33 protein-coding genes and 1 pseudogene are annotated in these 26467 nt (G+C 39.7%); 30 read left to right on the top strand and 4 right to left on the bottom strand.

From position 1 onward, the window contains the following. Nucleotides 1–34: 34 nt before the first annotated feature. Nucleotides 35–730 (top strand): cation diffusion facilitator family transporter, encoded by a 696-nt coding sequence (locus tag M2132_RS07075; protein ID WP_129733331.1) that lies wholly within the window; start codon nt 35–37, stop codon nt 728–730. A gap of 136 nt (nt 731–866) precedes the next feature. Here M2132_RS07075 and mobB read toward each other — a convergent pair whose 3' ends face one another. Next, the gene (mobB, locus tag M2132_RS07070; protein ID WP_129733330.1) at nt 867–2126 is read right to left on the bottom strand and encodes a conjugal transfer protein MobB; all 1260 of its coding nucleotides are present in this window, start codon (nt 2124–2126) and stop codon (nt 867–869) included. Next, nucleotides 2111–2548 carry a conjugal transfer protein MobA gene (gene mobA / locus M2132_RS07065; RefSeq protein WP_129733329.1) on the bottom strand — a complete coding sequence of 146 codons (438 nt, stop codon included), beginning with the start codon at nt 2546–2548 and terminating at the stop codon, nt 2111–2113. Before mobA ends, mobB begins: the two co-directional genes overlap by 16 nt. A gap of 711 nt (nt 2549–3259) precedes the next feature. Between mobA and M2132_RS07060 the strand changes: the two genes are divergently transcribed. The 22 genes and pseudogenes from M2132_RS07060 to M2132_RS06955 all read left to right on the top strand — a co-directional run bounded on the left by M2132_RS07060 (nt 3260) and on the right by M2132_RS06955 (nt 19851). Continuing rightward, nucleotides 3260–4012, top strand: coding sequence for a ParA family protein (locus tag M2132_RS07060; protein WP_129733328.1), 753 nt, complete (start codon nt 3260–3262; stop codon nt 4010–4012). Nucleotides 4013–4018: 6 nt separating this feature from the next. Beyond that, on the top strand, nt 4019–4480 hold the full coding sequence (locus tag M2132_RS07055; RefSeq protein ID WP_129733327.1) for a DUF3408 domain-containing protein: 462 nt from the start codon (nt 4019–4021) through the stop codon (nt 4478–4480). An 18-nt stretch (nt 4481–4498) separates the two neighbouring features. Continuing rightward, a complete protein-coding gene (locus M2132_RS07050; RefSeq protein WP_129733326.1) occupies nt 4499–4945 on the top strand; it encodes a DUF3408 domain-containing protein in 447 nt (148 codons plus the stop codon). Between the two features lie 2 nt (nt 4946–4947). Further along, complete coding sequence (locus tag M2132_RS07045; RefSeq protein WP_129733325.1) at nt 4948–5703, top strand: hypothetical protein; 756 nt, start codon at nt 4948–4950, stop codon at nt 5701–5703. A 163-nt stretch (nt 5704–5866) separates the two neighbouring features. Then, nucleotides 5867–6169, top strand: coding sequence for a DUF4134 domain-containing protein (locus tag M2132_RS07040; protein ID WP_018075063.1), 303 nt, complete (start codon nt 5867–5869; stop codon nt 6167–6169). Nucleotides 6170–6192: 23 nt separating this feature from the next. Continuing rightward, nucleotides 6193–6525, top strand: coding sequence for a DUF4133 domain-containing protein (locus M2132_RS07035; RefSeq protein ID WP_129733324.1), 333 nt, complete (start codon nt 6193–6195; stop codon nt 6523–6525). Further along, nucleotides 6518–9022, top strand: coding sequence for a TraG family conjugative transposon ATPase (locus M2132_RS07030; protein ID WP_163218418.1), 2505 nt, complete (start codon nt 6518–6520; stop codon nt 9020–9022). Before M2132_RS07035 ends, M2132_RS07030 begins: the two co-directional genes overlap by 8 nt. 5 nt (nt 9023–9027) lie before the next feature. Then, nucleotides 9028–9330: a DUF3876 domain-containing protein gene (locus M2132_RS07025; protein ID WP_129733322.1), complete on the top strand. Its 303-nt coding sequence runs from the start codon at nt 9028–9030 to the stop codon at nt 9328–9330. Between the two features lie 37 nt (nt 9331–9367). Further along, the gene (locus tag M2132_RS07020) at nt 9368–9988 is read left to right on the top strand and encodes a DUF4141 domain-containing protein (protein ID WP_129733321.1); all 621 of its coding nucleotides are present in this window, start codon (nt 9368–9370) and stop codon (nt 9986–9988) included. A gap of 20 nt (nt 9989–10008) precedes the next feature. Beyond that, nucleotides 10009–10995, top strand: a complete 987-nt coding sequence (gene traJ, locus M2132_RS07015; RefSeq protein ID WP_129733320.1) for a conjugative transposon protein TraJ — start codon at nt 10009–10011, stop codon at nt 10993–10995. Nucleotides 10996–11016: 21 nt separating this feature from the next. Beyond that, nucleotides 11017–11640 (top strand): conjugative transposon protein TraK, encoded by a 624-nt coding sequence (gene traK / locus M2132_RS07010; protein ID WP_129733319.1) that lies wholly within the window; start codon nt 11017–11019, stop codon nt 11638–11640. Nucleotides 11641–11643: 3 nt separating this feature from the next. Further along, on the top strand, nt 11644–11919 hold the full coding sequence (locus M2132_RS07005) for a TraL conjugative transposon family protein (RefSeq protein ID WP_129733318.1): 276 nt from the start codon (nt 11644–11646) through the stop codon (nt 11917–11919). Continuing rightward, entirely contained in the window at nt 11912–13267 is a 1356-nt protein-coding gene (gene traM, locus M2132_RS07000; protein ID WP_129733317.1) for a conjugative transposon protein TraM, read from the top strand. Before M2132_RS07005 ends, traM begins: the two co-directional genes overlap by 8 nt. Nucleotides 13268–13338: 71 nt before the next feature. Then, nucleotides 13339–14301 carry a conjugative transposon protein TraN gene (gene traN, locus M2132_RS06995; protein ID WP_129733316.1) on the top strand — a complete coding sequence of 321 codons (963 nt, stop codon included), beginning with the start codon at nt 13339–13341 and terminating at the stop codon, nt 14299–14301. Nucleotides 14302–14303: 2 nt separating this feature from the next. Then, nucleotides 14304–14888, top strand: coding sequence for a conjugal transfer protein TraO (locus tag M2132_RS06990; protein WP_129733315.1), 585 nt, complete (start codon nt 14304–14306; stop codon nt 14886–14888). 13 nt (nt 14889–14901) lie between these two features. Then, on the top strand, nt 14902–15240 hold the full coding sequence (locus M2132_RS06985) for a hypothetical protein (RefSeq protein WP_129733314.1): 339 nt from the start codon (nt 14902–14904) through the stop codon (nt 15238–15240). Between the two features lie 20 nt (nt 15241–15260). After that, nucleotides 15261–15689: pseudogene (locus tag M2132_RS06980) on the top strand (DUF3872 domain-containing protein); the annotation flags it as partial. A 185-nt stretch (nt 15690–15874) separates the two neighbouring features. Further along, nucleotides 15875–16474 carry a M23 family metallopeptidase gene (locus M2132_RS06975; protein WP_165359883.1) on the top strand — a complete coding sequence of 200 codons (600 nt, stop codon included), beginning with the start codon at nt 15875–15877 and terminating at the stop codon, nt 16472–16474. Between the two features lie 2 nt (nt 16475–16476). Continuing rightward, entirely contained in the window at nt 16477–18348 is a 1872-nt protein-coding gene (locus M2132_RS06970) for a DUF4116 domain-containing protein (RefSeq protein WP_129733312.1), read from the top strand. Nucleotides 18349–18359: 11 nt separating this feature from the next. Continuing rightward, the gene (locus M2132_RS06965; RefSeq protein WP_129733311.1) at nt 18360–18803 is read left to right on the top strand and encodes a PH domain-containing protein; all 444 of its coding nucleotides are present in this window, start codon (nt 18360–18362) and stop codon (nt 18801–18803) included. A gap of 350 nt (nt 18804–19153) precedes the next feature. Continuing rightward, entirely contained in the window at nt 19154–19516 is a 363-nt protein-coding gene (locus tag M2132_RS06960) for a hypothetical protein (RefSeq protein ID WP_129733310.1), read from the top strand. Beyond that, nucleotides 19507–19851: a hypothetical protein gene (locus M2132_RS06955; protein ID WP_129733309.1), complete on the top strand. Its 345-nt coding sequence runs from the start codon at nt 19507–19509 to the stop codon at nt 19849–19851. Before M2132_RS06960 ends, M2132_RS06955 begins: the two co-directional genes overlap by 10 nt. A gap of 44 nt (nt 19852–19895) precedes the next feature. On the opposite strand, the gene M2132_RS06950 is transcribed toward M2132_RS06955, so the two are convergent. Both M2132_RS06950 and M2132_RS06945 read right to left on the bottom strand, forming a co-directional pair. Continuing rightward, nucleotides 19896–20891: a hypothetical protein gene (locus M2132_RS06950; protein ID WP_129733308.1), complete on the bottom strand. Its 996-nt coding sequence runs from the start codon at nt 20889–20891 to the stop codon at nt 19896–19898. Nucleotides 20892–21004: 113 nt separating this feature from the next. Further along, nucleotides 21005–21337: a hypothetical protein gene (locus M2132_RS06945; RefSeq protein ID WP_129733307.1), complete on the bottom strand. Its 333-nt coding sequence runs from the start codon at nt 21335–21337 to the stop codon at nt 21005–21007. A 437-nt stretch (nt 21338–21774) separates the two neighbouring features. Between M2132_RS06945 and M2132_RS06940 the strand changes: the two genes are divergently transcribed. The 7 genes from M2132_RS06940 to M2132_RS06910 all read left to right on the top strand — a co-directional run bounded on the left by M2132_RS06940 (nt 21775) and on the right by M2132_RS06910 (nt 26420). Then, nucleotides 21775–22788 (top strand): IS110 family transposase, encoded by a 1014-nt coding sequence (locus M2132_RS06940; RefSeq protein WP_129733306.1) that lies wholly within the window; start codon nt 21775–21777, stop codon nt 22786–22788. Nucleotides 22789–22855: 67 nt separating this feature from the next. After that, nucleotides 22856–23188 carry a helix-turn-helix transcriptional regulator gene (locus M2132_RS06935; protein ID WP_129733305.1) on the top strand — a complete coding sequence of 111 codons (333 nt, stop codon included), beginning with the start codon at nt 22856–22858 and terminating at the stop codon, nt 23186–23188. Nucleotides 23189–23276: 88 nt separating this feature from the next. Further along, on the top strand, nt 23277–24110 hold the full coding sequence (gene arsM / locus M2132_RS06930) for an arsenite methyltransferase (RefSeq protein ID WP_129733304.1): 834 nt from the start codon (nt 23277–23279) through the stop codon (nt 24108–24110). Between the two features lie 12 nt (nt 24111–24122). Beyond that, a complete protein-coding gene (locus M2132_RS06925) occupies nt 24123–24557 on the top strand; it encodes an arsenate reductase ArsC (protein WP_129733303.1) in 435 nt (144 codons plus the stop codon). Next, on the top strand, nt 24550–25584 hold the full coding sequence (arsB, locus tag M2132_RS06920; RefSeq protein WP_129733302.1) for an ACR3 family arsenite efflux transporter: 1035 nt from the start codon (nt 24550–24552) through the stop codon (nt 25582–25584). The genes M2132_RS06925 and arsB overlap by 8 nt, the downstream gene beginning before the upstream one ends. A 30-nt stretch (nt 25585–25614) precedes the next feature. Next, nucleotides 25615–26043 (top strand): nitrophenyl compound nitroreductase subunit ArsF family protein, encoded by a 429-nt coding sequence (locus M2132_RS06915; RefSeq protein ID WP_129733301.1) that lies wholly within the window; start codon nt 25615–25617, stop codon nt 26041–26043. After that, nucleotides 26040–26420 (top strand): sulfite exporter TauE/SafE family protein, encoded by a 381-nt coding sequence (locus M2132_RS06910; protein ID WP_280672666.1) that lies wholly within the window; start codon nt 26040–26042, stop codon nt 26418–26420. The genes M2132_RS06915 and M2132_RS06910 overlap by 4 nt, the downstream gene beginning before the upstream one ends. Nucleotides 26421–26467: the final 47 nt, after the last annotated feature.

The raw sequence follows: 26467 nt of genomic DNA, 5'->3' as shown, positions 1-26467 counted from the left end.
ATAAGACGATTATCCAAATAAAATATTAATCATCATGGGAGATAAACATAATCATGCGGAGAATAATCATCCGCATACTAAAAATCATACACATACCAACGAACAGAAAACCAAATGGGTTGTTTTGCTGACAGCCGCAACAATGGTAGTAGAAATTAGCTTCGGGTACTGGACTAACTCAATGGCATTATTAGCTGACGGCTGGCACATGGCTTCCCATGTACTTGCTTTAGGTCTGACATGGGTTGCTTACTATGCAGCCCGTAAGTATTCACAAACAGAAAATCACTCATTCAATAAAGGGAAACTATTGGCTTTATCCGGCTATACGAGTGCCGTAGCATTGCTGATTGTAGCTGTATTGATGGCAGTTGAATCCGTACAAAGGTTAATGAATCCAGTAGATATATTTTTCAAGGAAGCTATTATCGTTGCCATTGTTGGATTGATTGTAAATGCTCTAAGTGCAGTATTCCTGCATCACGATCATGAGCATCGTGACCATAATATCCACTCGGCATACCTACATGTATTGGCTGACGGATTAACAAGTATAACCGCTATTATTGCCCTAACTATCGGAATGTTTTGGCAGATATATTGGTTAGATTGTTTGAGTGGTATAATAAGCTCGGTAGTAATAACAAAATGGGCTATTGATCTGATGAAAGGTTCGGGTAAAGATTTAATTGACTATAAAAAAAAGCAACACACGGCAGATCCAGAATAAATATAGTTAATTACAGACAATAACTTTGTTGATTCAACATCCTAATGGGCAAGTTATTAATTATAAAAGACGAAATCAATAACCTGATTCCGTCTTTTATCGTATAGGTGAAATGACAAACAAAACCTATATTTTATTACATCTGCCTGCCATACCTGCGCTTCTTTTTTTTCTTACGACGTGGTAATGGCATTTCTTCTTTAGGATGGTTCTCCGGCTCCGGATTAAGAATTGAGAAAAGCCCACCGGTTACACTATCCGAAGTGTAACTGTTATCATGGTGCGTGCCTGGCTGAATATTATTGTAAACATCAGAAAGGCGTGTGTCTTTGACTGGCTCTTGTGCTTGTTCCTGTTTTCCACCGTACAGGTCATTGAAAACATTAGCGGAATACTCTTTACCCAATCGGGAACCGTTCAGTATGGTGCGGGTAGTATGGTCTATGAATGTAGCGCCATATATCCGTCCTTCATCATTCCGCCTAAACAGAACATCAATACCCTGCTGCCTTAGCTTCGCTCGGAACTCGCTCTCACTTTGGCTGCCCTGCTTGGCTTCCGATACCGCTTTTAATGTATGTGTCTTCAGGTTTTTAGTTTTGATGCGTTCGGCAGATTTCTCCATACGCTTTTCCAGTCCATCGTAACCGACTGACTTCCCGAATATGGAAGACTTTAGCGGATTGCCGACCTTGTTGCCCTCACTATCCAAAGCGGAATAAAGCAATCCCCGATAAGGCTTTCCTTTTGCCTCGCCTTTCAGTTCCTCAACATTTATATTATATAAGGAAAGGACGGCTTTATATTCTCCCATGCTTTGAAAGTGATACATAGAAGCCAGCGGTTTGATAACGGATGCAATCTGCTTTTTAAGGTTTCCCTTTGAAAAATCGACAGGGGTTAGTTCCCATTGTTCACCCTGCTTTTGTCCTTCTGCCGGATGCAAGTTATATTCCCGTTCCAAATCTTCTGTTATAGCCTTACTTCGTTCATGTTCTTTTCCATCATAAACCTTTTTTCCGTCGCTTTTTACCCGAAGCGATACAATGTGCATATGCTCCCGCTCAATGTCCTCATGCTTGAATATCAGATAAGGTTGATCGCCATACCCCAATCGTTTCATGTATTCCCTTCCGATATCTACCAGTTGGTCATCTGTCAAAACATCATCCTCATGTGGATTCAGGGATACATGGAAAACGTGTTGTTCGGTACGGAAGTGCGACGGGATAAACTGCATGAAGTCCTCAATACAATCAATAACGTTGAAGTGTCCATCGGCAGGTTCAAACACAAGATTCGCACCTAATATCTTTCCCAGACCTTTATCAACCTTTTCCTGATTGTACGTCAATGCACCGTACAGGTTACTACCGATGTTTATTTTTGCAACCATTGTTCCTTAAATTCTTCCGATAATTCCAGAATTTTTTTCCCCGTTTCTGCCAGTTCTACCGTTGCCTTTTCCAATTTATAGAGCAAAGCAAGTGCTTTCTTTTCTGAAAAATTGGTATGCAATTCCTTTACAACCTGATTGTAATTCGTCCCAACGGAACGGAATTGTGCGTAAAAAGATGTGAGTTTAGTAACGTATTCCATAGCGGAACGGTCGATTTTTACCACTCGAAACTCGTCCCCGAAAACACGGGCAGCGATAAAACGAGCCTTCGATTGTAGCCCTGATTGCTCAAACATGGTGAGGAACCGGGCATGTTCTACTGCGGTGAAGTTTACCGAATAACGGTAATTCGCCGGATCATTCTTGGGGTTTCTACCCCCTTTTCCCCTTTTGGGGAGATTCTTTGCTTTTTCATTCATACGTCGGATTTTTTAGTGGTATAATCCGTCGTTAGGCACCCTTGCCGCCTTAACAATCATCGCCCGAATGATTCATTATAAGCAACCGACTTCGGAGGTTGCGCCCCCCCGGAGGGGCAAGCGTTTTTTGCAGCAGAACTTGTTTCGTGCAGCAAAAAACACAGCTTGCTATTTGCCATGACGCAAATAAAATCTGTCCTGAACAGGGACAGATATGAATGCGAGTAAACGAGCGAAAATGGCGGTCGGATATCTCCCGACATTTCATGCAGCAAAGTTATAGGCTAAAGTAACGTGCTGTATTCCAAGCAGCGAAGCCACTCGCTGCCAAATCGACGCCACTCACTGCCACCTCGTGAAAAAGTGATGATTCTGCTAATAAATAGGTTTTTATTTGCAGAGAAAATGACTGTATGAACAGACAGCCGGATAGCTAAATGAATAGCTGTACGGATATAAAAACATACAGTCGGCTATATGGAGATACAGCCGGATTAATAGCTAAACAAATGGCTGAACAAACAAATGACTGGCTAAACGGCTAAACGTTCCAACGGCTAAACAGACGGACAGACAAACAGCCAAATGGCTAAACGGTCAAACGGACGGACAGATGAACGGATAACTAATCAAACGTATGGCTGAACAGACAGACGGTTGTTCAACCGGACAGAGATACAAACGATGTATAATAATTAAAAATTTCAGACAATGGAAAAGAAAACTTTGAACGTGGCTTTCAGTACCCAAAAGGGGGGAGCCGGAAAAACAACTCTTACGGTGTTGGTTGCTTCTTACTTGCACTATGTGAAAGGCTATAACGTAGCCGTGATTGATTGCGACTTTCCACAACACTCGATTGCGGAAATGCGTGAGCGTGATATAAAAATGTCGATGGATGATGACCATTACAAGCTCATGGCTTACGAACAGTTTTCTGCATTGGGTAAAAAGGCTTATGAAGTTATCGAAAGCAGCCCAGAAAATGCTATGGAAGATGCACAGGAAGTTATTGAAGTATTGCAGCCTGACTTCGTATTTTTCGACCTGCCCGGAACAATCAACAATCCGGCAGTTGTACACACGCTTTCACTCATGGATTACATTATTGCTCCGATCAGTGCTGACAGGTTGGTACTGGAAAGCACCCTGCAATATGTGATTACGGTCAATGATGCCCTGATTACGCCCGGCAAAGCAAAAATCAAAGGGCTGTACCTGCTTTGGAATCTCGTTGATGGTCGGGAGAAAACCGAACTCTACGAAGTGTATGAAGATGTGATTGATAAACTGGGTTTCCCGCTTTTCAAAACATTCCTGCCCGACAGTAAGCGGTTCCGCCGGGAGCAGTCGGTAAACCACAAAGCCCTGTTCCGCTCTACACTGTTCCCTGCGGACAAAGCATTGGTAAGAGGCAGTAACCTCGATGCCCTGATAGATGAAATGTTGGAAACTTTAAAATAACCGATTATGGCGAAAAAGAAAGAAGAAGTAAACCTGAATGAGATTGATGCCAGTTTTGTCATATCCTCATTCAAGAATAAGGAACGCCGGAATAATCCGAGTTCCATACCCAGAGCATTAGTTCCTGAACACGAAAAGAAACAGGAACAGGAAGCGGAAAGCGTGGAACCTGAAAAAACGGAAGTTATTCAGGAAGAATCCCCCCGTGAGGAAACCAAACGGAAACGCAGTAAATCTCCTGATTACGAAAGCCTGTTTATTCAGGAAGTCGGCATTACGGCACGTACCGGAAAATCTGTTTACATACGCAAAGACCACCATGAAAAGATTATGAAGATCGTTCAGGTCATCGGTAAAAATCAGGTGTCTTTATTCAGCTATATAGATAATGTACTGTCCCAACATTTTGCTGCTTATCAGGATGAGATAACGGAATTGTACAATAAAAACAACGAAGGAATTTTCTAACAATAAAACAATCAAATTATGATAGTCAGTCCATTTTTAATAGATAGCGGAGATAAGGCAATAATAGGAATTGTCCTCTGGGGATTGGTGATACTGGCGGCAATTATTCTGCCGAAAGCTATTCGCTATAAGAAACGTATGCGGAAAGAATACGAAGAAAAAACGGCTCCTGAAATAGAAATGATAGTCGTTCCGGGTGATAAAACGAAACCCGAATCTTCCGGCTATAAGAAACAGTTTCTTGTCAATGCAGGTATCCCGACAAGAAACGGAAAATTAGTAAGTATCCGTAAGGAATACCATAACCGGATTTCAAAGATTGTAGGGGTTATAGGAAAAAATGAAGTAACCATATTCAGTTACATAGACAATGTCCTGAAGCATCATTTTGAAACCTTTCAGGATGAGATTTCAGAACAGTATAAGAAGAATAACAATGATGATTACCTAAACCCTAAAAAGTAAGGATGGAAAAGATATTTATAACCGTAGTTATCCTGTATGCCCTTTTTGTCGGAATTTATTTCTTGTGGGCAAGAGCAGGAAAAAGACGAAAAAAGAACATTATCGGTCAGGGTAGCTCCATTCATGAAGCAGGTCGTTTGAAGGAAAATATTGTCGGGAAAAGCACATTTGATTTAAGCGCATCGACGCCACTCGCTGCCAAATCGGAGCCACTCACTGCCACCTCGCTAAAATCTGAAAATCAGGCTGAAAATCCCGATATATTTGCTTCGCCTAACGAGGTAAAGCCATCAGCGGAAGTGCCGCCGGAGGAATTGGAAGAAGCGTTTTCCGACACTCCACCGGATGAAGAAAACGAGCCTATGGATATAGATTATCCGCTCGAATATGAAATGACGGACGAAAACGAAGATGCGCCGGAAGACGAAGAAGAAACGGAAGAAGTGGAAGGAACGGCACAAGCCGTACTCGCTTCAGGTATTCAGTTCGATGATCTGGGTAATGCAGTCCGCACTGTAAACCGGACGAATGAAGCAACGCCGGAGCAAAAACGAAAAGCGGGCGATACTTTACTGGAGATACGGCAGACTGATATGTTTGAACAGGTGGTTTCTGGTAAGCCCGATGCAAAGCGAATCGTTACCGACCTTATGGCTGAAAGCCTTTCGGCTTTTTATGAGCGGAAAGACAAGGAAGCCGGAACTGCCGGAAACGGCAAAAAGGCTCCCGACAATTTTAATATCAGAGATTTCGCATAGTGCGAAAAGTATTAATAATAATGTAAAACAAAGAAAGATGAAAGAAAGAGATTACGGATAGCTTTCGCGCTATCAACCACTAAAAAATTCAATAGTAACAAGATTTATCAACCCGGTATCGGGACTATCCACCCCGATACCATTTTTTAAACAATTTCTCATTATGACAAAGAAAAAATTTCTAATGTCGGCAGCTTTTATTCTGGCTGCTGTTTCAAGTGCATTCGCACAAGGTAACGGAATTGGCGGCATTACCGAGGCCACGAACATGGTAACGAGCTATTTCGATCCGGGGACAAAATTGATATACGCCATAGGTGCGGTCGTCGGTTTGATTGGGGGTGTAAAGGTGTACGGAAAATTCAGTTCCGGCGATCCCGATACATCGAAAACGGCCGCGTCGTGGTTCGGTGCCTGTATATTTCTTATAGTTGCCGCTACCATCCTGCGCTCCTTCTTCCTTTAATCAGCTTCATACAGATAAGAGTTATGGAGTTTAATATTAACAAAGGGATAGGCAAAAGCGTGGAGTTCAAAGGTTTAAAATCACAATACCTTTTCATATTTGCCGCAGGCTTGCTTGCCGTATTCATTGTCTTTGTCATTATGTATATGGCAGGCGTGGATCAGTGGGTGTGTATCGGCTTCGGTGTAATCGCTGCATCGGTATTGGTATGGATGACCTTTAACCTGAATACAAAATACGGGGAACATGGCTTAATGAAAGTCATGGCTGTAAAACAGCATCCCCGCTATTTGATAAACAGGAAAACTCCGCACCGCCTGTTCAAACGGAAAAGAAAGGAGGTAGGATATGCGTAATATAATGAAGGCATCTACCATTGAAAACAAGTTCCCGTTACTGGCTGTCGAACATGACTGCATCATTTCAAAGGATGCGGATATTACGGTCGCTTATTATGTGGAGCTGCCGGAATTGTTTACAGTAACCAATACGGAATATGAAGCGATACACTCGTCCTGGACGAAAGCAGTAAAAGTCCTTCCTGAATACAGTGTGGTGCATAAACAAGATTGGTTTGTGCGTGAAACCTACAAACCACAGACTGATAAGGATGATATGAGTTTCTTATCCCGCAGTTTTGAAAAGCACTTCAACGAACGTCCTTTCCTGAATCACTCATGTTTCCTGTTCCTGACTAAAACAACGAAAGAGCGAATGAGAATGCAAAGCAACTTCTCATCGCTTTGTCGTGGGAACATTATTCCTAAAGAAGTCAATAAGGATACGAGTGTGAAGTTTCTGGAAGCTGTCGGGCAATTTGAACGGATAATGAATGATAGCGGATTTATTACGCTTACCCGTATCAGTTCGGATGAGATTACAGGAACGGATGAAAAGGCAGGGCTTATTGAAAAGTATTTCGCCTTGTCGCTCGATGATACCACCTGCTTGCAGGATATGGAACTGGGTGCCGACGGACTTCGGGTAGGTAGTAAACATATTTGCCTGCATACGCTTTCGGATGCAGAAGATCTGCCCGGACGTATTGGAACGGATATGCGGTATGAAAAACTATCGACCGATAGAAGTGATTGCCGTTTGTCGTTCGCTTCTCCGGTAGGATTACTTCTCTCATGCGACCATATCTACAACCAGTATTTATTTATTGAGGATAGTGCGGAGAATCTTCGGAAGTTTGAAAAGAGTGCAAGGAATATGCAGTCGCTTTCAAAGTACAGTCGTGGAAATCAAATAAATAAGGAGTGGATCGACCAGTATCTAAACGAAGCGCATAGCTTCGGGCTGACTTCCATCAGGGCGCATTTCAACGTGATAGCGTGGAGTGATGATGTGGAAGAACTAAAACATATCCGCAATGACGTAGGTAGCCAGTTGGCTCTTATGGAATGTAAGCCCAGACACAATACTGTGGATGCCGCTACTTTGTACTGGGCAGGAATGCCGGGTAATAGTGGGGATTTTCCTGCGGAAGAAGCGTTCTATACATTTATCGAACCTGCCTTGTGCTTTTTCACGGAAGAAACAAACTACCGGAGTTCACCCAGTCCGTTCGGTATCAAAATGGCGGACAGGGTTTCAGGTAAGCCACTCCATGTGGATATTTCCGACTTGCCCATGAAAAAAGGAATTATTACAAATAGGAATAAATTCATTCTTGGGCCGTCGGGAAGTGGCAAATCTTTCTTTACAAATCACATGGTGCGCCAATACTACGAACAGGGTACGCATATCGTTTTGGTGGACACAGGAAACTCTTATCAGGGATTATGCAACCTAATCAACAAGCGCACAGGTGGTCAGGATGGAGTATATTTTACTTACACGGAACAAAATCCGATTGCTTTCAATCCTTTTTACACGGATGATAATGTTTTCGATATTGAAAAGCGTGAGAGTATAAAAACGCTGATCCTTACCCTGTGGAAAAGGGATAATGAGCCGCCTTCACGGGCGGAAGAAGTTGCCCTCTCCAATGCAGTCAGCCAGTATATAGAAAAGTTGAAAACCGATAAAAAACTGATACCGTCTTTCAACACATTCTATGAGTTTGTCCGTGATGACTACAAAAAGGTACTGGAAGAAAAGAAAGTACGTGAAAAGGACTTCGATATAGCGAATTTCCTGAATGTACTGGAGCCGTACTATCGCGGGGGTGAATACGACTTCCTGTTGAACTCGGATAAGCAACTGGATTTATTATCTAAACGCTTCATTGTCTTTGAGATAGATGCGATAAAAGACCATAAAATCCTATTTCCCGTCGTAACGATCATAATCATGGAAGTGTTCATCAACAAAATGCGCCGTTTGCAGGGCATCCGTAAGATGATATTGATTGAAGAAGCATGGAAGGCAATCGCTAAAGAGGGTATGGCAGAGTACATTAAGTATCTTTTTAAGACTGTGAGGAAATTCTTCGGAGAGGCGATTGTCGTTACACAGGAGGTCGATGATATTATCGCTTCTCCTATTGTGAAAGAGAGTATTATCAACAATAGCGACTGTAAAATTTTGCTCGACCAAAGAAAATACATGAACAAATTTGACAGTATTCAGGCGTTGTTGGGATTGACCGAAAAGGAAAAATCGCAGGTACTCTCTATCAATATGTCCAATGTACCCAGTCGTAAATACAAGGAAGTCTGGTTTGGGTTAGGAGGTGTACAAAGTGCCGTATATGCCACAGAAGTAAGTCTGGAAGAATATTACACCTATACAACCGAAGAATCGGAGAAAATGGAAGTGATGCAACTGGCTGAAAAACTGGATGGAAATATGGAACTGGCGATTAAGCAGATTGCTGAAAGCAAGCGACAGGAGTACGGAGGATAGATGCCATGAAAAGAAAAAACAGTAAGCCGTTTGCGGCACCGCAACTTCATACCCATTTCCCGATGAGAGAGATATGCGGGACATGGGAAAGCCTTTGCGGTTCCCCCGGACTTAAAATATTCCATGACGGTAGTCGGTTCCGGTTGAAGTTTATTTACAAACAAAACACGGCGTTTACCGTCCCTTTGTGCCAGAGCTGGGGGATTACCTTTTTCTATTTCTACGGTATGATTCGCATTGCCTACGATGATGAGCGGGATATGCTTCTGCTTACTACCGAAGGCGAATACAAAAGGGTGTACGATTAAGGTACACAAAATCAATAATCATTAAAAAATAAAAAGTATGAAACGAATATTTATGTGCCTGATAGTGGCACTTTCTATGTTCTCATTTCAGGCGAAAGCGCAGTGGGTTGTAACCGATCCGACCAATCTTGTGCAAAATATCACAAGTGCGATACAAGGTACATCCACGGCAGGTAATATGATAAAAAACCTGCAAGAAAGTATCAAAATCTACAATCAGGGAAAGGAATACTACGACGCTTTGAAGTCTGTCCACAATCTGATTAAAGATGCCCGTAAGGTACAAAAGACGATTTCAATGGTCAGCGAAATTACGGACATCTACGTGAACGGATTTAATAAAATGGTGGGTGATCCCAATTTTACCCCGAATGAACTGGCGGCAATCTCAACAGGCTATGCCAAACTACTGGAGGAAGGGGGAGCGTTGGTAACGGATTTGAAAAACGTAGTTACCGGAAGCAACGGGCTTTCCCTGTCCGATAAAGAACGGATGGATGCGATAGATGACATTTATACTAAGATGTTGGACTATCGTAACCTGACTAAGTATTATACCCAAAAGAGTATATCGGTTTCGTATATCCGTGCCAAAGAAAAAGGCGATACGGACAGGGTATTATCTCTTTACGGTAGTCCTGCCGAAAGATATTGGTAATCAAACAAATGTAGTCAGTTATGAATTTTGACAACTTACATCAGATTCTTGCGAATCTGTACCAAGACATGATACCTCTTTGCAGCAACATGATTGGGGTTGCAAAGGGGTTGGCAGGATTGGGCGCACTCTTTTATGTAGCATACAGGGTATGGCAGGCGTTAAGCCGTGCGGAGCCTATTGATGTGTTTCCGCTTCTCCGTCCTTTTGCGATAGGGCTTTGTATAATGTTTTTCCCTACACTGGTTTTGGGAACTATCAATGCGGTTATGAGTCCCATTGTTACAGGTACTCATAGCATTTTGGAATCGCAGACAATGGATATGAAAGCCTATCAGCAACAGAAAGATAATCTGGAGTACGAAGCCCGTGTCCGTGAGGGTAAAGCGTGGCTTGTCGATGATAAAGTGTACGATCAAAAAATGAAAGACCTCGGTATTACCGATACGCCTGAAATTATCAGTATGTGGGGAGAACGCCTTTGGTATGATATCAAGGCATGGTTCCGGCAGGTAATCAGGGATTTCTTTGAACTGCTGTTCAATGCTTCCGCATTGGTCATTGATACGATACGCACATTTTTCCTTGTCGTGTTAGCCATACTGGGGCCTATTGCGTTTGCCTTTTCCATTTATGACGGGTTTCAGGCAACGCTCACCCAGTGGCTTACACGCTATATAAGCGTATATCTGTGGCTTCCTATTTCTGACATTTTTTCTTCCGTACTGGCACGCATACAGACTTTGATGCTTGAACAGGATATAGCCTTGTTGCAAGATCCGAACTATATTCCCGACGGCTCGAATGGTGTGTATATCGTATTCTTGATTATCGGAATTATCGGATACTTCACTATCCCGACCGTAGCCGGATGGATTATTCAATCAGGTGGAGCGGGTGCATACGGAAGCGCAGTAAACAAAACAGCAAGTAAAGCAGGTGGAATTGCCGGAGGCGTTGCGGGATCAGTAGCCGGAAACGTTGGCGGTCGTTTGCTTGGTAAATAACCAATAAATGTAATTAAAAACATGGAGTTCAAAAGTTTAAAAAATATTGAAACAAGTTTCAAGCAAATAAGGATTATCGCCATTGTGTTTGTGGTGCTGTGTGCAGGAATTACCGGATATGCAGTCTGGAACTCATTCAGCTTTGCGGAAGCACAACGGCAGAAAATCTATGTATTGGATGAAGGAAAATCGCTTATGTTGGCTCTTTCACAGGACTTATCTCAAAACCGTCCTGTTGAAGCAAGGGAGCATATCAAGCGATTTCACGAACTGTTCTTTACCTTATCACCGGATAAAAGCGCCATTGAATCAAACATCAACAGGGCACTCTTTCTGGTGGACAAAAGTGCTTTCCGCTATTATCAGGATATGTCGGAAAAAGGTTACTACAACCGCATTGTGTCGGGTAATATCAATCAGATTATTCAGATTGATTCTGTGGCATGTAATCTCGATGTTTATCCCTATAAGGTAATGACCTACGCCCGGCAAATGATTATCAGGGCAAGTAATGTAACGGAGCGAAGCCTTGTTACACGCTGCGACCTGATAAACTCTGTCAGAAGCGACAATAATCCTCATGGGTTCACTATGGAACGCTTTGAGATAATAGAAAACAGGGATTTAAGAACAATAGACCGATAAGCCATGATAAAGAAAAAACTTACAGCCGTAAGGGACTGGATGGAAGACGGTCTGCGGTCATTGTTAGGGCAGATAACGCCCGACGGACGGATTATTATAATCCTTGTAATGCTTTTCGTGTTTGGCGCAGGTTCCATCTACATGACGGTTTCTTCCATATATAATATGGGAAAGAAAAGCGGTCAGGAAATGCAGATAGACCATATCAAGCAACTGGAACTGGAGTATCAGCAGAAAGCAGATAGTATCAACCAAATAAACAGATTTGATTATGAGTAAGGAAAACGAAGGTAACGAACCGAAACCGGAAGTTACTGAAAAAAAGAAAGAGAGTAAGCCTAAAAAAGAGCTTACGCCGCAGGAGATTCAGAAGCGGAAAAAGATGCTTGTCTATCCCTTGTTTGTCTTGCTGTTCATCGGGGCTATGTGGCTCATCTTTGCGCCCTCCGGCGGAAAGGATGAAAAGCAACCCGACGGGTTTAACCCTGAACTACCCATCCCTAAAGACGAAGGTATTGTAGGGGATAAGCGGACAGCTTACGAACAGGAAGCCATGCGTAACAAAGAAGAAAATAAAAGGCGTAGTTTACAAGACTTTGCATTTTCGCTCGGTGAAGATGAAGACCGCAAAACGCAGGAAGATTACGAAAAACAGGTGCGCACGGCTCCTGTTACTCCCGATTCTCCCGATAACTCCCGTAGTGCGGCTTCTCCTATCCAATCTTCAGCCCATGCTTATCAGGATGTAAACCGCCAGTTAAACAGTTGGTATGAACAACCCGCAAGCGGAGCCGATGAACAGCAGCTTGCTTTGGATCGGCGTATGCAGGAATTGGAGCGTAAACTGGAAGAAGCCGAAGCTGCGAAAAGTGCGGAGGATAAACAACTGGAACTGATAGAAAAATCTTATCAGATTGCAGCCAAATACACGCCCAATGCACAGGGACAGGTAACGCCTGACGGACAGCAGCAACAAAATGGGGATAACACAATCAACCTGCGTGAGAAAGTAACCCCGAAGCCTGTGTCACAGGTACATCACAGTGTTGTTTCGCTTTTGGCAGCTCCAATGGATAATGACGAGTTTCTGGAGCAATACAGCAAGCCCCGTAACATGGGATTTATCACGGCTGCCGGACAGGAAGGCGTAAGGGAGAAAAACGGTATCAAGGCTTGTGTGTGCCAGACTATAAAACTTTCCGATGGGAAAGAAATGCAACTGCGTTTACTGGAGCCTATGAGAGCCGGAAATATTCTGATTCCTGCTAATACTATTCTGACAGGAAGTGCGAAGATTAGCGGGGAGCGGCTTCAGGTAACAATCATTTCTATACAGTATGCAGATAATGTGATACCTGTTGAAATGGATGTTTACGATTTAGACGGATTGCGGGGATTTTCGGCTCCGGGTTCGGATGAAATGAACGCAGCTAAAGAAATTGCAGCCAACATGGGTACGTCGATGGGCAGTAGCATTACCATAACAGACGACGCAGGTTCACAGCTTGCCGCCGATTTGGGGCGAAGCGCCATTCAGGGATTGTCGCAATACGTCAGTAAAAAAATGCGTAAAGTGGAAGTAACATTGAAAGCTAATCATCAGGTATTACTTCTTCCAAAGGTATAAAACAGGGCGTAAGCCTACCACTAAAAAAATCCAATAGTATTTAGTAATTAACAATTAAAACAATTTTTCGTATGAAACAAATTCTTTTTGCACTCGCTATTATCGGGTGCGTATTCACAGCGAACGCTCAGGATGTTGAAAAACAGAGCGTAGAAAAACAGCAAACAGCAAATATTTCTCCCTCTACCGGAGATTATTTTGACGGTCTGACCAGACCGCTAACCTTTAACCGGATGATACCACCGTACGCACTGGAGGTTACATTCTCAAAGACAGTGCATATCATTTTCCCGTCTGCTATAAGATATGTCGATTTGGGTTCTGCCGACCTGTTGGCAGCCAAAGCTGCTGGAGCGGAAAACGTATTGCGTGTAAAAGCTGCTCTCCGGGACTTCTCTCGTGAAAGCAATTTGGCGGTCATTACCGACGATGGCGCATACTATACCTTTAATGTTAAATATGCCGATGAACCGGTGAAATTGAGTGTCGAAATGACCGACTTTATCCATGATGGAGAAGCCGTGAACAGACCAAATAACGCTATGGAGATTTACATGAGGGAATTGGGTAGCGAATCGCCGTTACTGGTTAAACTGATAATGAAATCTATCTATAAAAATGATGACAGGGAAATAAAGCACATCGGTTCCAAACGTTTCGGTATTCAGTACACACTCAAAGGAATTTACACGCATAACGGATTGCTTTATTTCCACATGCAACTCAAAAACTCATCCAATGTGCCGTTTGATGTAGATTTTATCACTTTCAAGATTGTAGATAAAAAACTGGCGAAACGTACAGCCATTCAGGAACAGGTAATTGTACCACTCCGGGCGCATAATAACCTGACATTGATAGGTGGAAAACGGACAGAACGTGTGATTTTCACTTTGCCGAAGTTTACGATACCGGATGATAAGCACCTTATCATCGAACTGAACGAAAAAGAGGGCGGACGGCATCAAAGTTTTGTTGTCGAAAATGCCGACCTGATAAGGGCGAAAGTTATCAACGAATTGAAAGTTAAATAACCATGAAACGGCTATTACTTATACTAACGTTTGTGCTGTGCCTGGTCTTTGCAGACCAAGCACACGCACAGCGTTGTTTGCCCGGTATGCAAGGCATACAGGTAACTGGTGGAATGGTAGATGGATTCCATTTGTCAGACAAAAAGAATGAACTGGGCTATTATTTCGGGTTGTCGATGGCCACCTATACCAAACATGCAAATAAGTGGGTATTCGGTGCCGAGTTCCTGAATAAATATTACCCTTATAAAGATGACAGAATACCTGTCAGCCAGTTCACTGGAGAGGGTGGTTATTACCTGAAATTTCTTTCCGACCATAATAAAGTAGTCCTTTTTTCTTTGGGCGGATCTGCTCTTGCCGGATATGAAACAAGCAACTGGGGAGAAAAAACACTTTTTGACGGTTCCACACTCCGGAATAAAGACCGGTTCATTTATGGGGGTGCTATTACGTTGGAAATGGAAACCTATTTATCAGACCGTGTTGTATTGCTCCTGACTGCCCGTGAACGGATATTGTGGGGAACATCAACAGGGCATTTTCATTTCCAGTACGGATTAGGGTTAAAATTTATAATAAACTAAACTTTGAGAAGAAATGATAGCAACAACATCAGATAACCTCTTAGAATTTTTAAGATTCTGGAATAATGAACATTTATCGCAGGATGATACTGTCCCTGTGAATATGTATAATATGTCTGCTTTGTCAGCGGGGGTTGGTTTCACATTAAAATGGTTTATTTCAAAAGACGATTTTGAAAAAATAGCGAAGGAAGTAAACTACGTTTTTAATGACAGTGATAAAACTCGTATGCTCCTTAATATTGGAGAAGATAGAATAGAACTGGAAATAGACAAGTATAATATTATTGCTGATTTCAAGGAAGAGGTTAGAGGTATTGATGCTGTCTTTGATAAAATGACAAAACAATAAATATTTTAAAATAAAAAAACATGAAAAAGTTTTTAGCATATTTTTTATACACGCTATTGCTATCGGCAATAGTCTGTGCCTGTAGTGACGATTTGGATATTCAGCAGGCTTATTCATTTGATCTTGTTACTATGCCCGTCCAGAAAAAAATCGTTCAGGGCGAGAGTGCGGAGATTCGATGCCAACTGGTAAAGGAAGGTGACTATGATAACGCCCGGTTCTTTATCAGGTATTTTCAAAGTGATGGAAAAGGAGAACTGCGGATGGATGACGGAACGGTATTTCTACCGAATGACCTATATCCGTTGAATAAAACGACATTCCGGCTCTATTATACATCACACAGTACGGATCAGCAGGTTATCGACGTATATATCGAAGATTCATTCGGTCAGGTCGTGCAAAAAACATTTAGTTGGCAGAATGACAAGGGGGATGATGAAGAAGATGATGATTTACTAAAAGTATCAGTCCATGATTATATGCAGCTATATCGTGTTAAACGTCCTCTGCTGGCTATGGATAGCCCATTCGTTGAATAATGCACCGACAGACGTAGATCTGTGGGGTGAGGAAGTTGAATAAGTAAAGTACCCGGATTATTTCGGGTACTTACTGTTTTTACAGATTGATTATGAAATACCTACTAATATTCGTCACCGTTTTGCTGCATTTGCCTTTATGGGGGCAGCCGTTTGATTCTCTAAACAGAAAATCGGAAATAGAAGACTGTACGAAATCTGCCTATTCTATAAATGAGTTCCAACAGATAGCGGATTCTTTGCAAATGTCTATTGATGAGTTATCCGACTATCCTGTGATTTTTCCAATAAAAAAACCGCTATATATTTCATCGGGCTTTGGTAGGCGTTATCATCCTGTTTATAAAATACAAAAATTTCATACCGGGATTGATATTCCTAAAATCAAAGGTACCCCAGTCTATGCCACTGGTAACGGGATAGTAGTTCGCAAGGGTTTTTGTTCGGGATATGGGAACTACATTGAGATTGAACACGCAGGCGGTTTCCATTCATTTTATGCCCATTTGAGTAAGACGATGGTAAATGCAGGGGATTCGGTAAGTATAACCCAACAGATTGCCTGTGTAGGCAATACAGGAGTATCGACAGGTAGCCATCTGCATTACGAAGTAAGAAAAGGTAAGCGCTATCTGAATCCCCAAAAATGGTGTTATTGCCTTTTTGAAATTATAACAACGAAAAATAAATAAAAATGAATCCACAAGAAAAACAAGATGCTGAATTTGTCAGTAAGGATAAAGACAGATTTATGACACTACCCGGAGATAGACGAACTGAAAGTGTTTCTCTGGCTGCCATTGAAGTTGATCCCGATAATATAAGGTATGTGCCTGAAAATATTCTGAATGAAAAACTTATGAAAAAGGCACTTCAAGGTGATGGTTTAACATTGGAGTACATACCTGATAATATGAAAACATCCGATCTATGTAATGTTGCTGTGGAGAATAGCGGCTGGGCATTACAGTTTGTTCCTGAAGAAATGAAAACAGAACAAATGTGCCGAAGAGCCCTTCATTCCGCTTATGATATTACGGGAGAGGGTATCGAAGTGTTAGCTTTCATCCCTTATCCAGACGTTTGTATGCATGGGATAAAGCTATATGAAAATTCTATGGTTAATATGATGGATATATACGGCTTCATCAATCCGCAAATTATGACTGCGGAGATGGCCATGTATGGTGTTAAGGATGAACCGGGAGTATTAGGCTTTATTCCGGAACATCTTCATTCTTATGAGTTAAGAATGGAGGCTGTTAAAGGTGATGGTATGCGGCTATATAATATTCCTGACAAAGATAAAACGATGGAATTATGCGAGGCTGCAATTAATTCGACCTTTCATAGCCTGAGATATGTTCCCGATGAAATGAAAACTACGGAACTATGTAATCAGGCTTTAAAGAAAGACGCTTTTGCAATACAGTATTTCCCTGCGGATAAACTAACACATGAAGTTTGTCTGGAAGCGGTAAATACAGCCAGTCATCCCCGTATATTGTCATTTATACCGTTTGAGGATATTCATCTAAAGGTTTTCAATGAACAATGCAAAGATTACTCCACTACGAAAGAATTTTTGGAGAATATGAAGCCTGATTATATAAAACAGGATTTGGCATATAAAATTTTTGAGAAACAACCAGAGTTGTTTTACAATATCCCCATCCAATTTAAGGATAAACAATTATGCGAAGCTGCTGTAAAACGTGACGGATCATACTTGGCACATATTCCAGAAAGCCAAAAAACAAAAGAATTATGTGAGTTAGCTATAAAAAGCAGTCCTTATGCCATTCCGTATATTTTGGATGAAATGAAAGGGGAAGAACAATATCGAAAAATGGTAAAAGATAATCCGAAAAACTTAATAGGTATTCCTTATGAAGACCGAACCGATGAATTGTGTCGGATTGCTTTGGACAATACTTTCGGGAAAGATAAAAACGATTTCTCTGTTGTTAATTCTGTTACATCATCTCAAATGTTGCTGGAAGTATTTAAAGCTCATACTAATCCCGAAAAAGTGGATTTGTTGTTACATATTGTTAGTCATGATTTAATCACACCGGAAATAGCAAAAGATGCTTTACAAAAGAGCGGTAGAAGTTTTCACGTTATACCGCAAAAGGCTTGGACACCCGAAGTTGCTGAAACAGCCGTTAAGAGTGATCCCAGTTCATTAGGTTGGGTTCCTTCTAATATGAGGACTGCTGATATGATTTTATTTACTAAAAAAGCTATTGAGGGATATAACATCAATATTCCAGAAGAGATTAGCAAGGGCGATAACATTTATACATTCCACAAAAGAGTGGAAAATATAATAAATAAGCCCTTATCATACGATCAGCATAAGCAGCTATATAATGGAGAATCTATTAGAGTTAAGGATATACAAACATCTAATGGTTTTGTGAAAATTGGAGAATTAAGGTATGATGCAAAGAGCAAAAACCTAAATGTCAAATCTGTGGAACAAACTACCGCAGAAAAACAAAAAAACTCTATCCAAATCAATAAAAAGCCAGACCGAAAAGGGAAAGGGCGGAAAATCTAAAAAACAAAAATATGAACTTTTTATCTACATATTTACAGCCCGGAGAAGAAATAAAATACAGGGCAAAAATACATATATTTCTTTTTCTCCAACCCGCTATATTGTTGGGTATTGGCTATATGTGTTATCTTGATGATGCCCGGATGACACGCTATTTAGGTGTAACATTGCTGTTCTTGGGGTTGGTTTCCCTTGTACAGCGTGTTTTGATAAAGGTTGGTTCGATTTATGCCGTTACTAATAAACGAGTAATTTTGAAAACGGGTGTAATAAGCCGCAGAACGGTCGAACTTGTCCTGGCTAAATGCGAAGGATTGCATGTAAGCCAGAACGTGTTGGGACGTATATTTAATTTTGGAACTATTACAGTAACGACTGGCGGTGCTATCAGTAGCTATCCTTTTATCGCTCGTCCGTTTACATTCAAGCGAGAAATCAACAAGCAAATAGGATAGTTTACAGTGGCGTGCTATTGATTTATGTTTTCAAAATCAGTAATATTCCATTGTTTTTGTGTATTTTTGCACACAGGATCATTTATAACGATGCCAGTCATCGGATGGTTCTTACATAGGAAATAGCAGCATTATAGTGAGGTTTTGAAAACCGCCAAATATTTTAGAACTCACTCACATGGTAATGGATGTTAGCTTCCGTCAGTCTGTATATATGTTACTCGCATATACCGGCAAGGGCGTGAGGTTATTATCTATTGAGTGAGTGGGTGCTTGGCGGTACCTCAAAGCCGATATTTAGTAATTCTTGCGCCTGTTTTTTGGTACTAACATAATATTACAGAGAGATCATGAATTTTGCACAAAAAGCCATTTCTAAACTTTACCTTAAAAGGCAATCACCTGTAAATAAGTTTACTGTTTGTGATAAAATCCGTCCTATACTGGTATTACACAGAATTTCGATTAAAGAATCACTATTTATTTTTCCTGACTATGAGTATGTCTATGAAGCAATGAAAGGGAAAAAAGAATTAGTCAGTACACGGGATTGTATTCGATTTGAAGACATAGTACATCTGGACGAAACAGAGGTTTATGTGGAGATTGTAACCCGCACGGGCTTTGTTCATTTGTTATCTAAGGAAAAGCCGGAGAGAACCTATTTTAATATGTTTTCAGTTACCCATAATAAACCCCGTTTATGGAAATAAAGACAATCTATACTAAAGTAAAAGACTATATTGAGTATAAGAAATTTGTGTTTGAGGATTTGCGGGCTATGGGCTACATTTCAAAAGGGGAGATACTTTTCGTTTCTGTATTTATCCTGTTCGTGGTAGGCTTTACAACTTGGTGGATAATTGATAGTCGGCAAATGGAAAAGGAATACCAAAGGAAGGTGCAGGAATTAGACAGACATTACAGAGAGAAACAAAAGGAACTGAAGATTGACAGGCATTCATTGGACAAGATGCCTCACGAATTTGATTCTCTGGAGGATTGGATCAGGTGGGAAATGGAAAATGATTTTGACAGACCTCGATAAAACAAAAGAAGCATTAAATTTAACTTTAATGCTTCTTTTGTTTTTTATTTCACGGTATATTTTAGAGTTGATTTCTTCATCATTTGCTCTGTTGAAAGTTGTTCCGTTATCTGATCTATTGCTTGTTCTACATTTATGTCCTCCTGTAACTGCTTTTCCGATATATCCCTAATTTTTTCTGCAAAATTGGGGGGAATACTTATTGTTCTTATTCCCTGCATGATTCCGGTTCCGGCATCCACAAGAAACATTGTTATTATATTTGCTTCTGAATTTAACCAATCGTCTTGTTTTTCCTCTGGAATTTTAGTTACATCAATACTCACTTCAAAAGAAAAACCCATGTCAAAAATCAGAAATGGAATGTTAGAGTTTTCATATAAGTAAACATCTAATTTCCCCTTTCGGAATAGTCTTATTTCTTCTGTCGTTGGTTCATGGAAACTGCAAAAAACATCAAAAAATGCTGTATTAATAATAGCAGCAGTTGTTTCTATTTGATTCAAATATCTTTCATCAGGGAATCTCTTACCCACCTCGTATTTTATTTTTTCTTTTGATGTAGTGTCAGCAGAATGTGTGTTATTTGTTTTTTTTCGGTAATCGTTGAGATATAAGGAATAATATATGTATAGTTCCACTTCGCCCATTATCATTTCTTCTTCTCCGCTTGTAAGCGAAGCGGAAGGATAGCAAGGAACTGTATATATAAAAGAGCTTTCTTTGGGGGTAGTAGTCAATTTCTCAAATCCTCTTTTCTCTATAAAATTATCAACCAGTTCCAATACCATAGATGCGTCTTTTGCTTCAAAACAGCAAAAGTTCATATACAAAGGGATATTATTTTTTTCAAAGTTAAAAATAGCAACGTTGCTGGCTATGGTAGTAACGACTTCCAAATTAGTTAAAGGAAATTTCAATTTGCTCTTTTCCTTATTAATGTCCTCAAAGGGTTTGAGTAAATTTATTGTTTCCTCTGTAATATCATCAGTATCTCTAACAAGTGTAGAGCCTTTATATGTTATATGTTCAACCTTCATGCTTATCGCTTTTTATGCAAAAGTAGAGAATTTATATATATCATAGATGATTTCATTTAACTTTTTAAATATCTGTTAATCTACAATTTACTTTCCATAGTGGAATTTGTAGATTATTCTATGTATTTATTTTCGCTACTATCGGTTTGTTCTCGTAAAGCACGCTTTTTAGCTTTCTCTTTTTTCTTCTTTTCTTTTTTTGCTTTGTCATCTGCGATAATGTCATTCAGAGAGCGAACAGTAACAGGTTCTTCCCGTTTAAACCGTTTGATATATATATCTTCGATAAACTGGGGTAACGGAACTTTCCATGTTTCCTGTTTATGGTTATCTATTTTACCTAATTTATCGGGATTTAGTCCCAACTCACGAGCCATCTGGACGTGCTTATCTGACAATTTATGTTTTTTTTGGGCAACTACCCATTTTTCTATTTTTACAGGCATATTATTGAGATTTCAAGACAAAAATACCTATTTGTTCAAATGTATGAAAACAAATAGGTTTAAAAGGCTTTTTGTTACTTTTTCTTCCGTTAGATTACTTTTACTCATGGAAAACCTTAGGTTTGCATTGTAATTATTTTATAAACTATAATGAGTGAACCGTATGGAAAAAGAGAAATGTAAAGTCTATGTTACTATTTGGGACTCATTTTATTCATTTAATTTCAAGAATATTTAATGATTTACGTTATGAATTAAGAAGAAAGGAAAATAACAAGTAAATCAGCATGGAAAATAGGAATAACTTATGTTACTATAACGAACTTGTTATTTGTCTTGGATTAGACCTATATAAGAATTTTATCTGAAAGATATTTAAGGTTTTTAGGATATATTCAAATGCCTTTCCAAATTATAAATCATTAAATCACTTTATTATGGGAAACTATTATTTTATTGGAATTGATGTGAGTAAAAAGAACTTGGATTGTTGCCTCCTGAGTAATGGTGTGGTGGTGAAACAAGATGTTATTTCAAATCATCAAAAGAGTATCGAGGACTACTTATCTGTAATTTGTGCAGAACAAAATATAGATGCAGAACAAATAGTAGTATGTGCTGAATTTACAGGATTATATATTTATCCTTTAACAATCTCTTGTCAAGCCGGAAACTATAAACTTTGGTTAGAAGATCCTACTCAAATAAAATACAGTTCAGGGTTGCAACGAGGAAAAAATGATCCCGTAGATGCAAAGCGTATTGCTTTATATGCCTATCGTTATATAGATAAACTTAAAATATATAACCACCCAACTATAAGTGTTGAATCAATAAAGCTATTAACAACAGAATTAAATATGCTATGTGTTGATAGAGCTAAATACCAAGCTCAATTATCAGATCAAAAAGAATATATGCCTGATAGAGTCTATAAATTGAAGTCAAAGAGATTATCTCTGCTTATTAAAGAATTAGATAAAGCAATAGCTAATATTGAAGCGGAGATTGAGGATATTGTAGCAAAGGATGCTTTATTATCTCATCAGATGAAATTATTATTGAGCATTGAAGGAATAGGTAAAAAAACTTCTTTAAAAATGATACTGGAAACACAAGGCTTTACACGATTTACAGATAGTCGTAAATTCTGTTGCCATGCGGGTGTTGCTCCATTCAGTTATTCATCAGGAAGTAGTCAGCATTCTAAAAATCGGGTTTCCCATAGAGCAAATAAAAGTATAAAATCTTTACTCCATTTAGCAGCCTTATCTGCTATTCAAAATAAGAATAGTGGATTAAGGGTATATTACGATAGAAAAGTTGCTGAGGGCAAAAATAAAATGTCAGTACTAAATGCTATCAGAGCCAAACTCGTAGCCCGCATGTTTGCCGTAATAAAGAATAATGAACTATACAACTCAAATTATACTAATCAGTTTGTTGTCTGAAAAAACTGTTCGTATATTTGCGAATTAAAAAACTATTCGTATATTTGCGAACTATAAAATGAAGAAGATGGAAAAAGTGAAGAAAAGATATACGGTTGAGCAGGTGCAAATGGCACGTTTCGCCAAAGCCCTTTCGCATCCTGTACGGATTGCTATTCTGCAATTGTTAGCAAGTCAAGAATGTTGTTATCATGGAGATATGTCTGAAGTGTTACCAGTAGCGAAAAGCACTTTATCGCAACATTTGAATGAATTAAAAGATGCCGGTTTGATACAAGGTGAAATTACATTGCCATCTGTTAAGTATTGCATTAATCAGAAAAACTGGTCTTTAGCGAAAAGATTATTTGAAGCTTTATTGACTGAAGTAGAAATATCAGACAATTGTTGTAATACATAATTTTTTATCTTTAAAGTTCGTATGTTTGCGAACCTACAGACAATTCGCTTTAAAGCGAATTGAATTTTTGATAAACTTATTATTATATATGGAAAATAAAGAAATTAAAGAAATGGTAAAGCAAAAATACAGCGCACTTGCTTTACAAAATGATAACCAGTCGTCTTGTTGTGGCTCTGGATGCTGTTCCTCTGATAATGTGTATAACATTATGAATGAGGATTACAGTCAGCTTGACGGCTATGAAGCAGATGCTGATTTAGGTCTGGGATGTGGACTTCCTACAGCTTTTGCCGGATTAAAAAAAGGCGATTTTGTTGTGGATTTAGGTTCCGGGGCAGGAAATGATTGTTTTGTAGCCCGCGCTGAAGTCGGAGAAACAGGGAAAATCATCGGTATTGATTTTACAGATGCTATGATAGAAAAGGCAAGAAATAACGCACAAAAGAGAGGTTTTACAAATGTCACTTTCCGCAAAGGTGAAATAGAAGATATGCCTATTGGTGGTAATTCCGTTGACGTTGTAATAAGTAACTGCGTATTAAACCTATTACCAACCAAAGATAAAATCTTCCATGAAATTTTCAGGGTTTTAAAACCCGGTGGGCATTTCTGCATCTCGGATGTGGTTTTAGAAGGTGAATTACCTGAATCCATCAAACAAGTAGCAGAATTATACGCCGGATGCATTGCAGGAGCAATTCCTAAAGAACAATATATGGTTAAGATTTTCAGTGCAGGTTTTTTACAGGTGAAAATACAAAGGGAAAAACCTATCGTTGTCCCTGATGATATCCTAAAAGAGCATCTTGATGAAAAATCATTCCATGAATACAAGGAGAATAATTCAAAGATATTCTCTATTACAGTAACAGGTGTAAAACCTGAAAGTGCTTGCGATTGTAGTTCCGGATGCTGTTAATAATGTTTTGATATGAATGCACAAAAAGTTTTAATTCTTTGTACAGGCAATAGTTGCCGTAGCCAAATGGCACATGGCTTCCTGCAATCTTTCGACCCTGCATTAAAAGTATTCTCTGCAGGGACAAATGCAAGCGGAAAGGTTAATCCCAAAGCCATAGAAGTAATGAAAGAAGCCGGAGTAGATATATCCAGCCATACTTCCGATAGTGTAGATAAGTATCTGAATGAAGAATGGGATTATGTCATTACGGTTTGTGGTGGGGCAAATGAAAACTGTCCTACTTTTTTCGGTAAAGTGAAAAACCGTTTGCACATAGGATTTGAAGATCCGTCAGAAGCAAAAGGGTCACCAGAATTTATCCATTCGGAATATATCCGGGTACGGGATGAAATAAAAGAAGCATTTTATAAATTATACATAGAAAAAATAAAAGGCAATGAGTAAGAAGAAAATGAGTTTTTTAGATAAGAATCTCACTCTTTGGATATTCCTGGCAATGGCTATCGGGGTTGGGCTGGGTTACTTTTTCCCATCTTTCAGCACTACAATAGATTCATTATCCAGTGGAACTACAAACATCCCTTTAGCCATCGGTTTAATCTTAATGATGTATCCGCCATTGGCAAAAGTCGATTATAAACAATTACCGAAGGTTTTTAAGGACGTAAAAATATTATCAGTTTCGTTAATCCTGAATTGGATTATCGGGCCGATATTAATGTTTGTACTTGCCATCATCTTCTTACACGATTACCCTGAATACATGGTAGGTGTAATCCTTATCGGATTAGCGAGATGTATAGCAATGGTGCTTGTGTGGAATGACCTTGCGGAAGGAAATACGGAATACGGTGCAGGTTTAGTAGCCCTGAACAGTATCTTTCAGGTATTCTTTTACAGTTTCTATGCTTGGTTGTTTATTACGAAACTTCCTCCCCTTTTCGGGTTTGAAGGGGCTATCGTTGATATTTCCATCGGTACGATTGCCGAAACGGTTGCTATATATTTAGGTATTCCTTTCTTAATGGGAATATTGAGCCGACTTATATTAGTGAAATTGAAAGGAGAACAATGGTATAAGGAAAAGTTTATCCCGAAAATATCCCCGATAACCTTAATTGCACTGTTATTTACAATCGTTCTTATGTTCAGCCTGAAAGGTGAATTGATTGTACAAATACCAATGGATGTGGTTCGGATAGCCATACCGTTGCTTATCTACTTTGTCGTGATGTTCCTGCTTAGTTTCTTCGCAGGTAAGTTTATGGGGGCTTCTTATGATAAAAATGCTTCTATTGCTTTCACTGCAACCGGAAACAACTTTGAACTGGCTATCGCAGTGGCAATCGGCGTATTCGGATTACATAGCGGACAAGCCTTTGCCGGAGTAGTCGGGCCATTGGTCGAAGTCCCGGTATTAATCCTGTTAGTGAACTTGGCTTTTTGGCTTCGGAAGAAATATTATAAATAAACATAGTACAAACTAATAAAAACACATTGTATGAAAAAAAGTATTTTAATCGGGCTTTTTGCCATATTGCTGGTAGCCTGTGGTGGTAATGCACAAAAAAACAACGGACAAGCCACTGAAACGCAAGCTAAAGAGCAAGTAGCGGATGCTTCTGTGGTGAACGTTTACTATTTCCACGGTAAACAACGCTGTAAAACCTGTATTGCGGTAGGCGATGTAACAGAGAAGACAATAAAAGAACTTTATGCAGACAATCCACACGTGAAATTCATTGAAGTAAAAACCGATGAAAAACAAAATGCTTCACTCGTAGAAAAATATGAAGTAACATGGAATGCCCTTATTATTGCCAAAGGGGATAATTCCATAGATATTACCGACAAGGCATTTGCCAACGCTTTGAATACTCCCGAAAACCTCACTGACCTGATCAAAACCGAAGTCAATAAAAGATTATGATGGAGTTTTTACAGAATCTTGTGGATGGCTCTAACTTTCCATTACTAACGGCGTTTCTTTTGGGCTTAATGACTGCAATCAGTCCTTGCCCATTGGCAACCAACATTACAGCTACCGCTTATCTTAGTAAAGATATAGGCGATAAGCGAAGAGTAATGTTTAATGGCGTATTCTATACACTCGGCAGAATGTTTACCTATACGGCACTTGGTTTGATTTTCTATTTTGGAGCAAGTCAGTTTCAGGTAGCTAAACTTTTGCAGAATGTTGGGGGAATGTGGCTTGGGATAGCATTAGTCATTATCGGGATATTCATGTTGGACATTATTAAACTTAACGACTATGGATTGGAAATCCATAGGTTAGATTACGAATAAAATTCGTGTGAGTGTCGACTATAAGTCGATTAAAAAGCGATAACTAA

It is taken from the genome of Dysgonomonas sp. PH5-45 (assembly GCF_029893235.1).
GTDB lineage: Bacteria > Bacteroidota > Bacteroidia > Bacteroidales > Dysgonomonadaceae > UBA1309.
The sequence above is the reverse complement of the archived record's forward strand: the minus strand, read 5'-3'. Positions and strand labels throughout refer to the sequence as shown.

Coding starts and splice junctions, on each gene's coding strand:
- M2132_RS06985 (WP_129733314.1), top strand. CDS start 14,902: ATGATAGCAACAACATCAGATAACCTCTTAGAATTTTTAAGATTCTGG.
- M2132_RS07060 (WP_129733328.1), top strand. CDS start 3,260: ATGGAAAAGAAAACTTTGAACGTGGCTTTCAGTACCCAAAAGGGGGGA.
- M2132_RS06970 (WP_129733312.1), top strand. CDS start 16,477: ATGAATCCACAAGAAAAACAAGATGCTGAATTTGTCAGTAAGGATAAA.
- arsB (WP_129733302.1), top strand. CDS start 24,550: ATGAGTAAGAAGAAAATGAGTTTTTTAGATAAGAATCTCACTCTTTGG.
- M2132_RS07055 (WP_129733327.1), top strand. CDS start 4,019: ATGGCGAAAAAGAAAGAAGAAGTAAACCTGAATGAGATTGATGCCAGT.
- arsM (WP_129733304.1), top strand. CDS start 23,277: ATGGAAAATAAAGAAATTAAAGAAATGGTAAAGCAAAAATACAGCGCA.
- mobA (WP_129733329.1), bottom strand. CDS start 2,548: ATGAATGAAAAAGCAAAGAATCTCCCCAAAAGGGGAAAAGGGGGTAGA.
- M2132_RS06910 (WP_280672666.1), top strand. CDS start 26,040: ATGATGGAGTTTTTACAGAATCTTGTGGATGGCTCTAACTTTCCATTA.
- M2132_RS06940 (WP_129733306.1), top strand. CDS start 21,775: ATGGGAAACTATTATTTTATTGGAATTGATGTGAGTAAAAAGAACTTG.
- M2132_RS07040 (WP_018075063.1), top strand. CDS start 5,867: ATGACAAAGAAAAAATTTCTAATGTCGGCAGCTTTTATTCTGGCTGCT.
- M2132_RS06965 (WP_129733311.1), top strand. CDS start 18,360: ATGAACTTTTTATCTACATATTTACAGCCCGGAGAAGAAATAAAATAC.
- traN (WP_129733316.1), top strand. CDS start 13,339: ATGAAACAAATTCTTTTTGCACTCGCTATTATCGGGTGCGTATTCACA.
- M2132_RS06925 (WP_129733303.1), top strand. CDS start 24,123: ATGAATGCACAAAAAGTTTTAATTCTTTGTACAGGCAATAGTTGCCGT.
- M2132_RS07005 (WP_129733318.1), top strand. CDS start 11,644: ATGATAAAGAAAAAACTTACAGCCGTAAGGGACTGGATGGAAGACGGT.
- M2132_RS06945 (WP_129733307.1), bottom strand. CDS start 21,337: ATGCCTGTAAAAATAGAAAAATGGGTAGTTGCCCAAAAAAAACATAAA.
- mobB (WP_129733330.1), bottom strand. CDS start 2,126: ATGGTTGCAAAAATAAACATCGGTAGTAACCTGTACGGTGCATTGACG.
- M2132_RS06975 (WP_165359883.1), top strand. CDS start 15,875: ATGAAATACCTACTAATATTCGTCACCGTTTTGCTGCATTTGCCTTTA.
- traJ (WP_129733320.1), top strand. CDS start 10,009: ATGAATTTTGACAACTTACATCAGATTCTTGCGAATCTGTACCAAGAC.
- traM (WP_129733317.1), top strand. CDS start 11,912: ATGAGTAAGGAAAACGAAGGTAACGAACCGAAACCGGAAGTTACTGAA.
- M2132_RS06935 (WP_129733305.1), top strand. CDS start 22,856: ATGGAAAAAGTGAAGAAAAGATATACGGTTGAGCAGGTGCAAATGGCA.
- M2132_RS07030 (WP_163218418.1), top strand. CDS start 6,518: ATGCGTAATATAATGAAGGCATCTACCATTGAAAACAAGTTCCCGTTA.
- M2132_RS07020 (WP_129733321.1), top strand. CDS start 9,368: ATGAAACGAATATTTATGTGCCTGATAGTGGCACTTTCTATGTTCTCA.
- M2132_RS07045 (WP_129733325.1), top strand. CDS start 4,948: ATGGAAAAGATATTTATAACCGTAGTTATCCTGTATGCCCTTTTTGTC.
- M2132_RS07025 (WP_129733322.1), top strand. CDS start 9,028: ATGAAAAGAAAAAACAGTAAGCCGTTTGCGGCACCGCAACTTCATACC.
- M2132_RS06915 (WP_129733301.1), top strand. CDS start 25,615: ATGAAAAAAAGTATTTTAATCGGGCTTTTTGCCATATTGCTGGTAGCC.
- M2132_RS06960 (WP_129733310.1), top strand. CDS start 19,154: ATGAATTTTGCACAAAAAGCCATTTCTAAACTTTACCTTAAAAGGCAA.
- M2132_RS07075 (WP_129733331.1), top strand. CDS start 35: ATGGGAGATAAACATAATCATGCGGAGAATAATCATCCGCATACTAAA.
- M2132_RS07050 (WP_129733326.1), top strand. CDS start 4,499: ATGATAGTCAGTCCATTTTTAATAGATAGCGGAGATAAGGCAATAATA.
- M2132_RS06950 (WP_129733308.1), bottom strand. CDS start 20,891: ATGAAGGTTGAACATATAACATATAAAGGCTCTACACTTGTTAGAGAT.
- M2132_RS06990 (WP_129733315.1), top strand. CDS start 14,304: ATGAAACGGCTATTACTTATACTAACGTTTGTGCTGTGCCTGGTCTTT.
- traK (WP_129733319.1), top strand. CDS start 11,017: ATGGAGTTCAAAAGTTTAAAAAATATTGAAACAAGTTTCAAGCAAATA.
- M2132_RS06955 (WP_129733309.1), top strand. CDS start 19,507: ATGGAAATAAAGACAATCTATACTAAAGTAAAAGACTATATTGAGTAT.
- M2132_RS07035 (WP_129733324.1), top strand. CDS start 6,193: ATGGAGTTTAATATTAACAAAGGGATAGGCAAAAGCGTGGAGTTCAAA.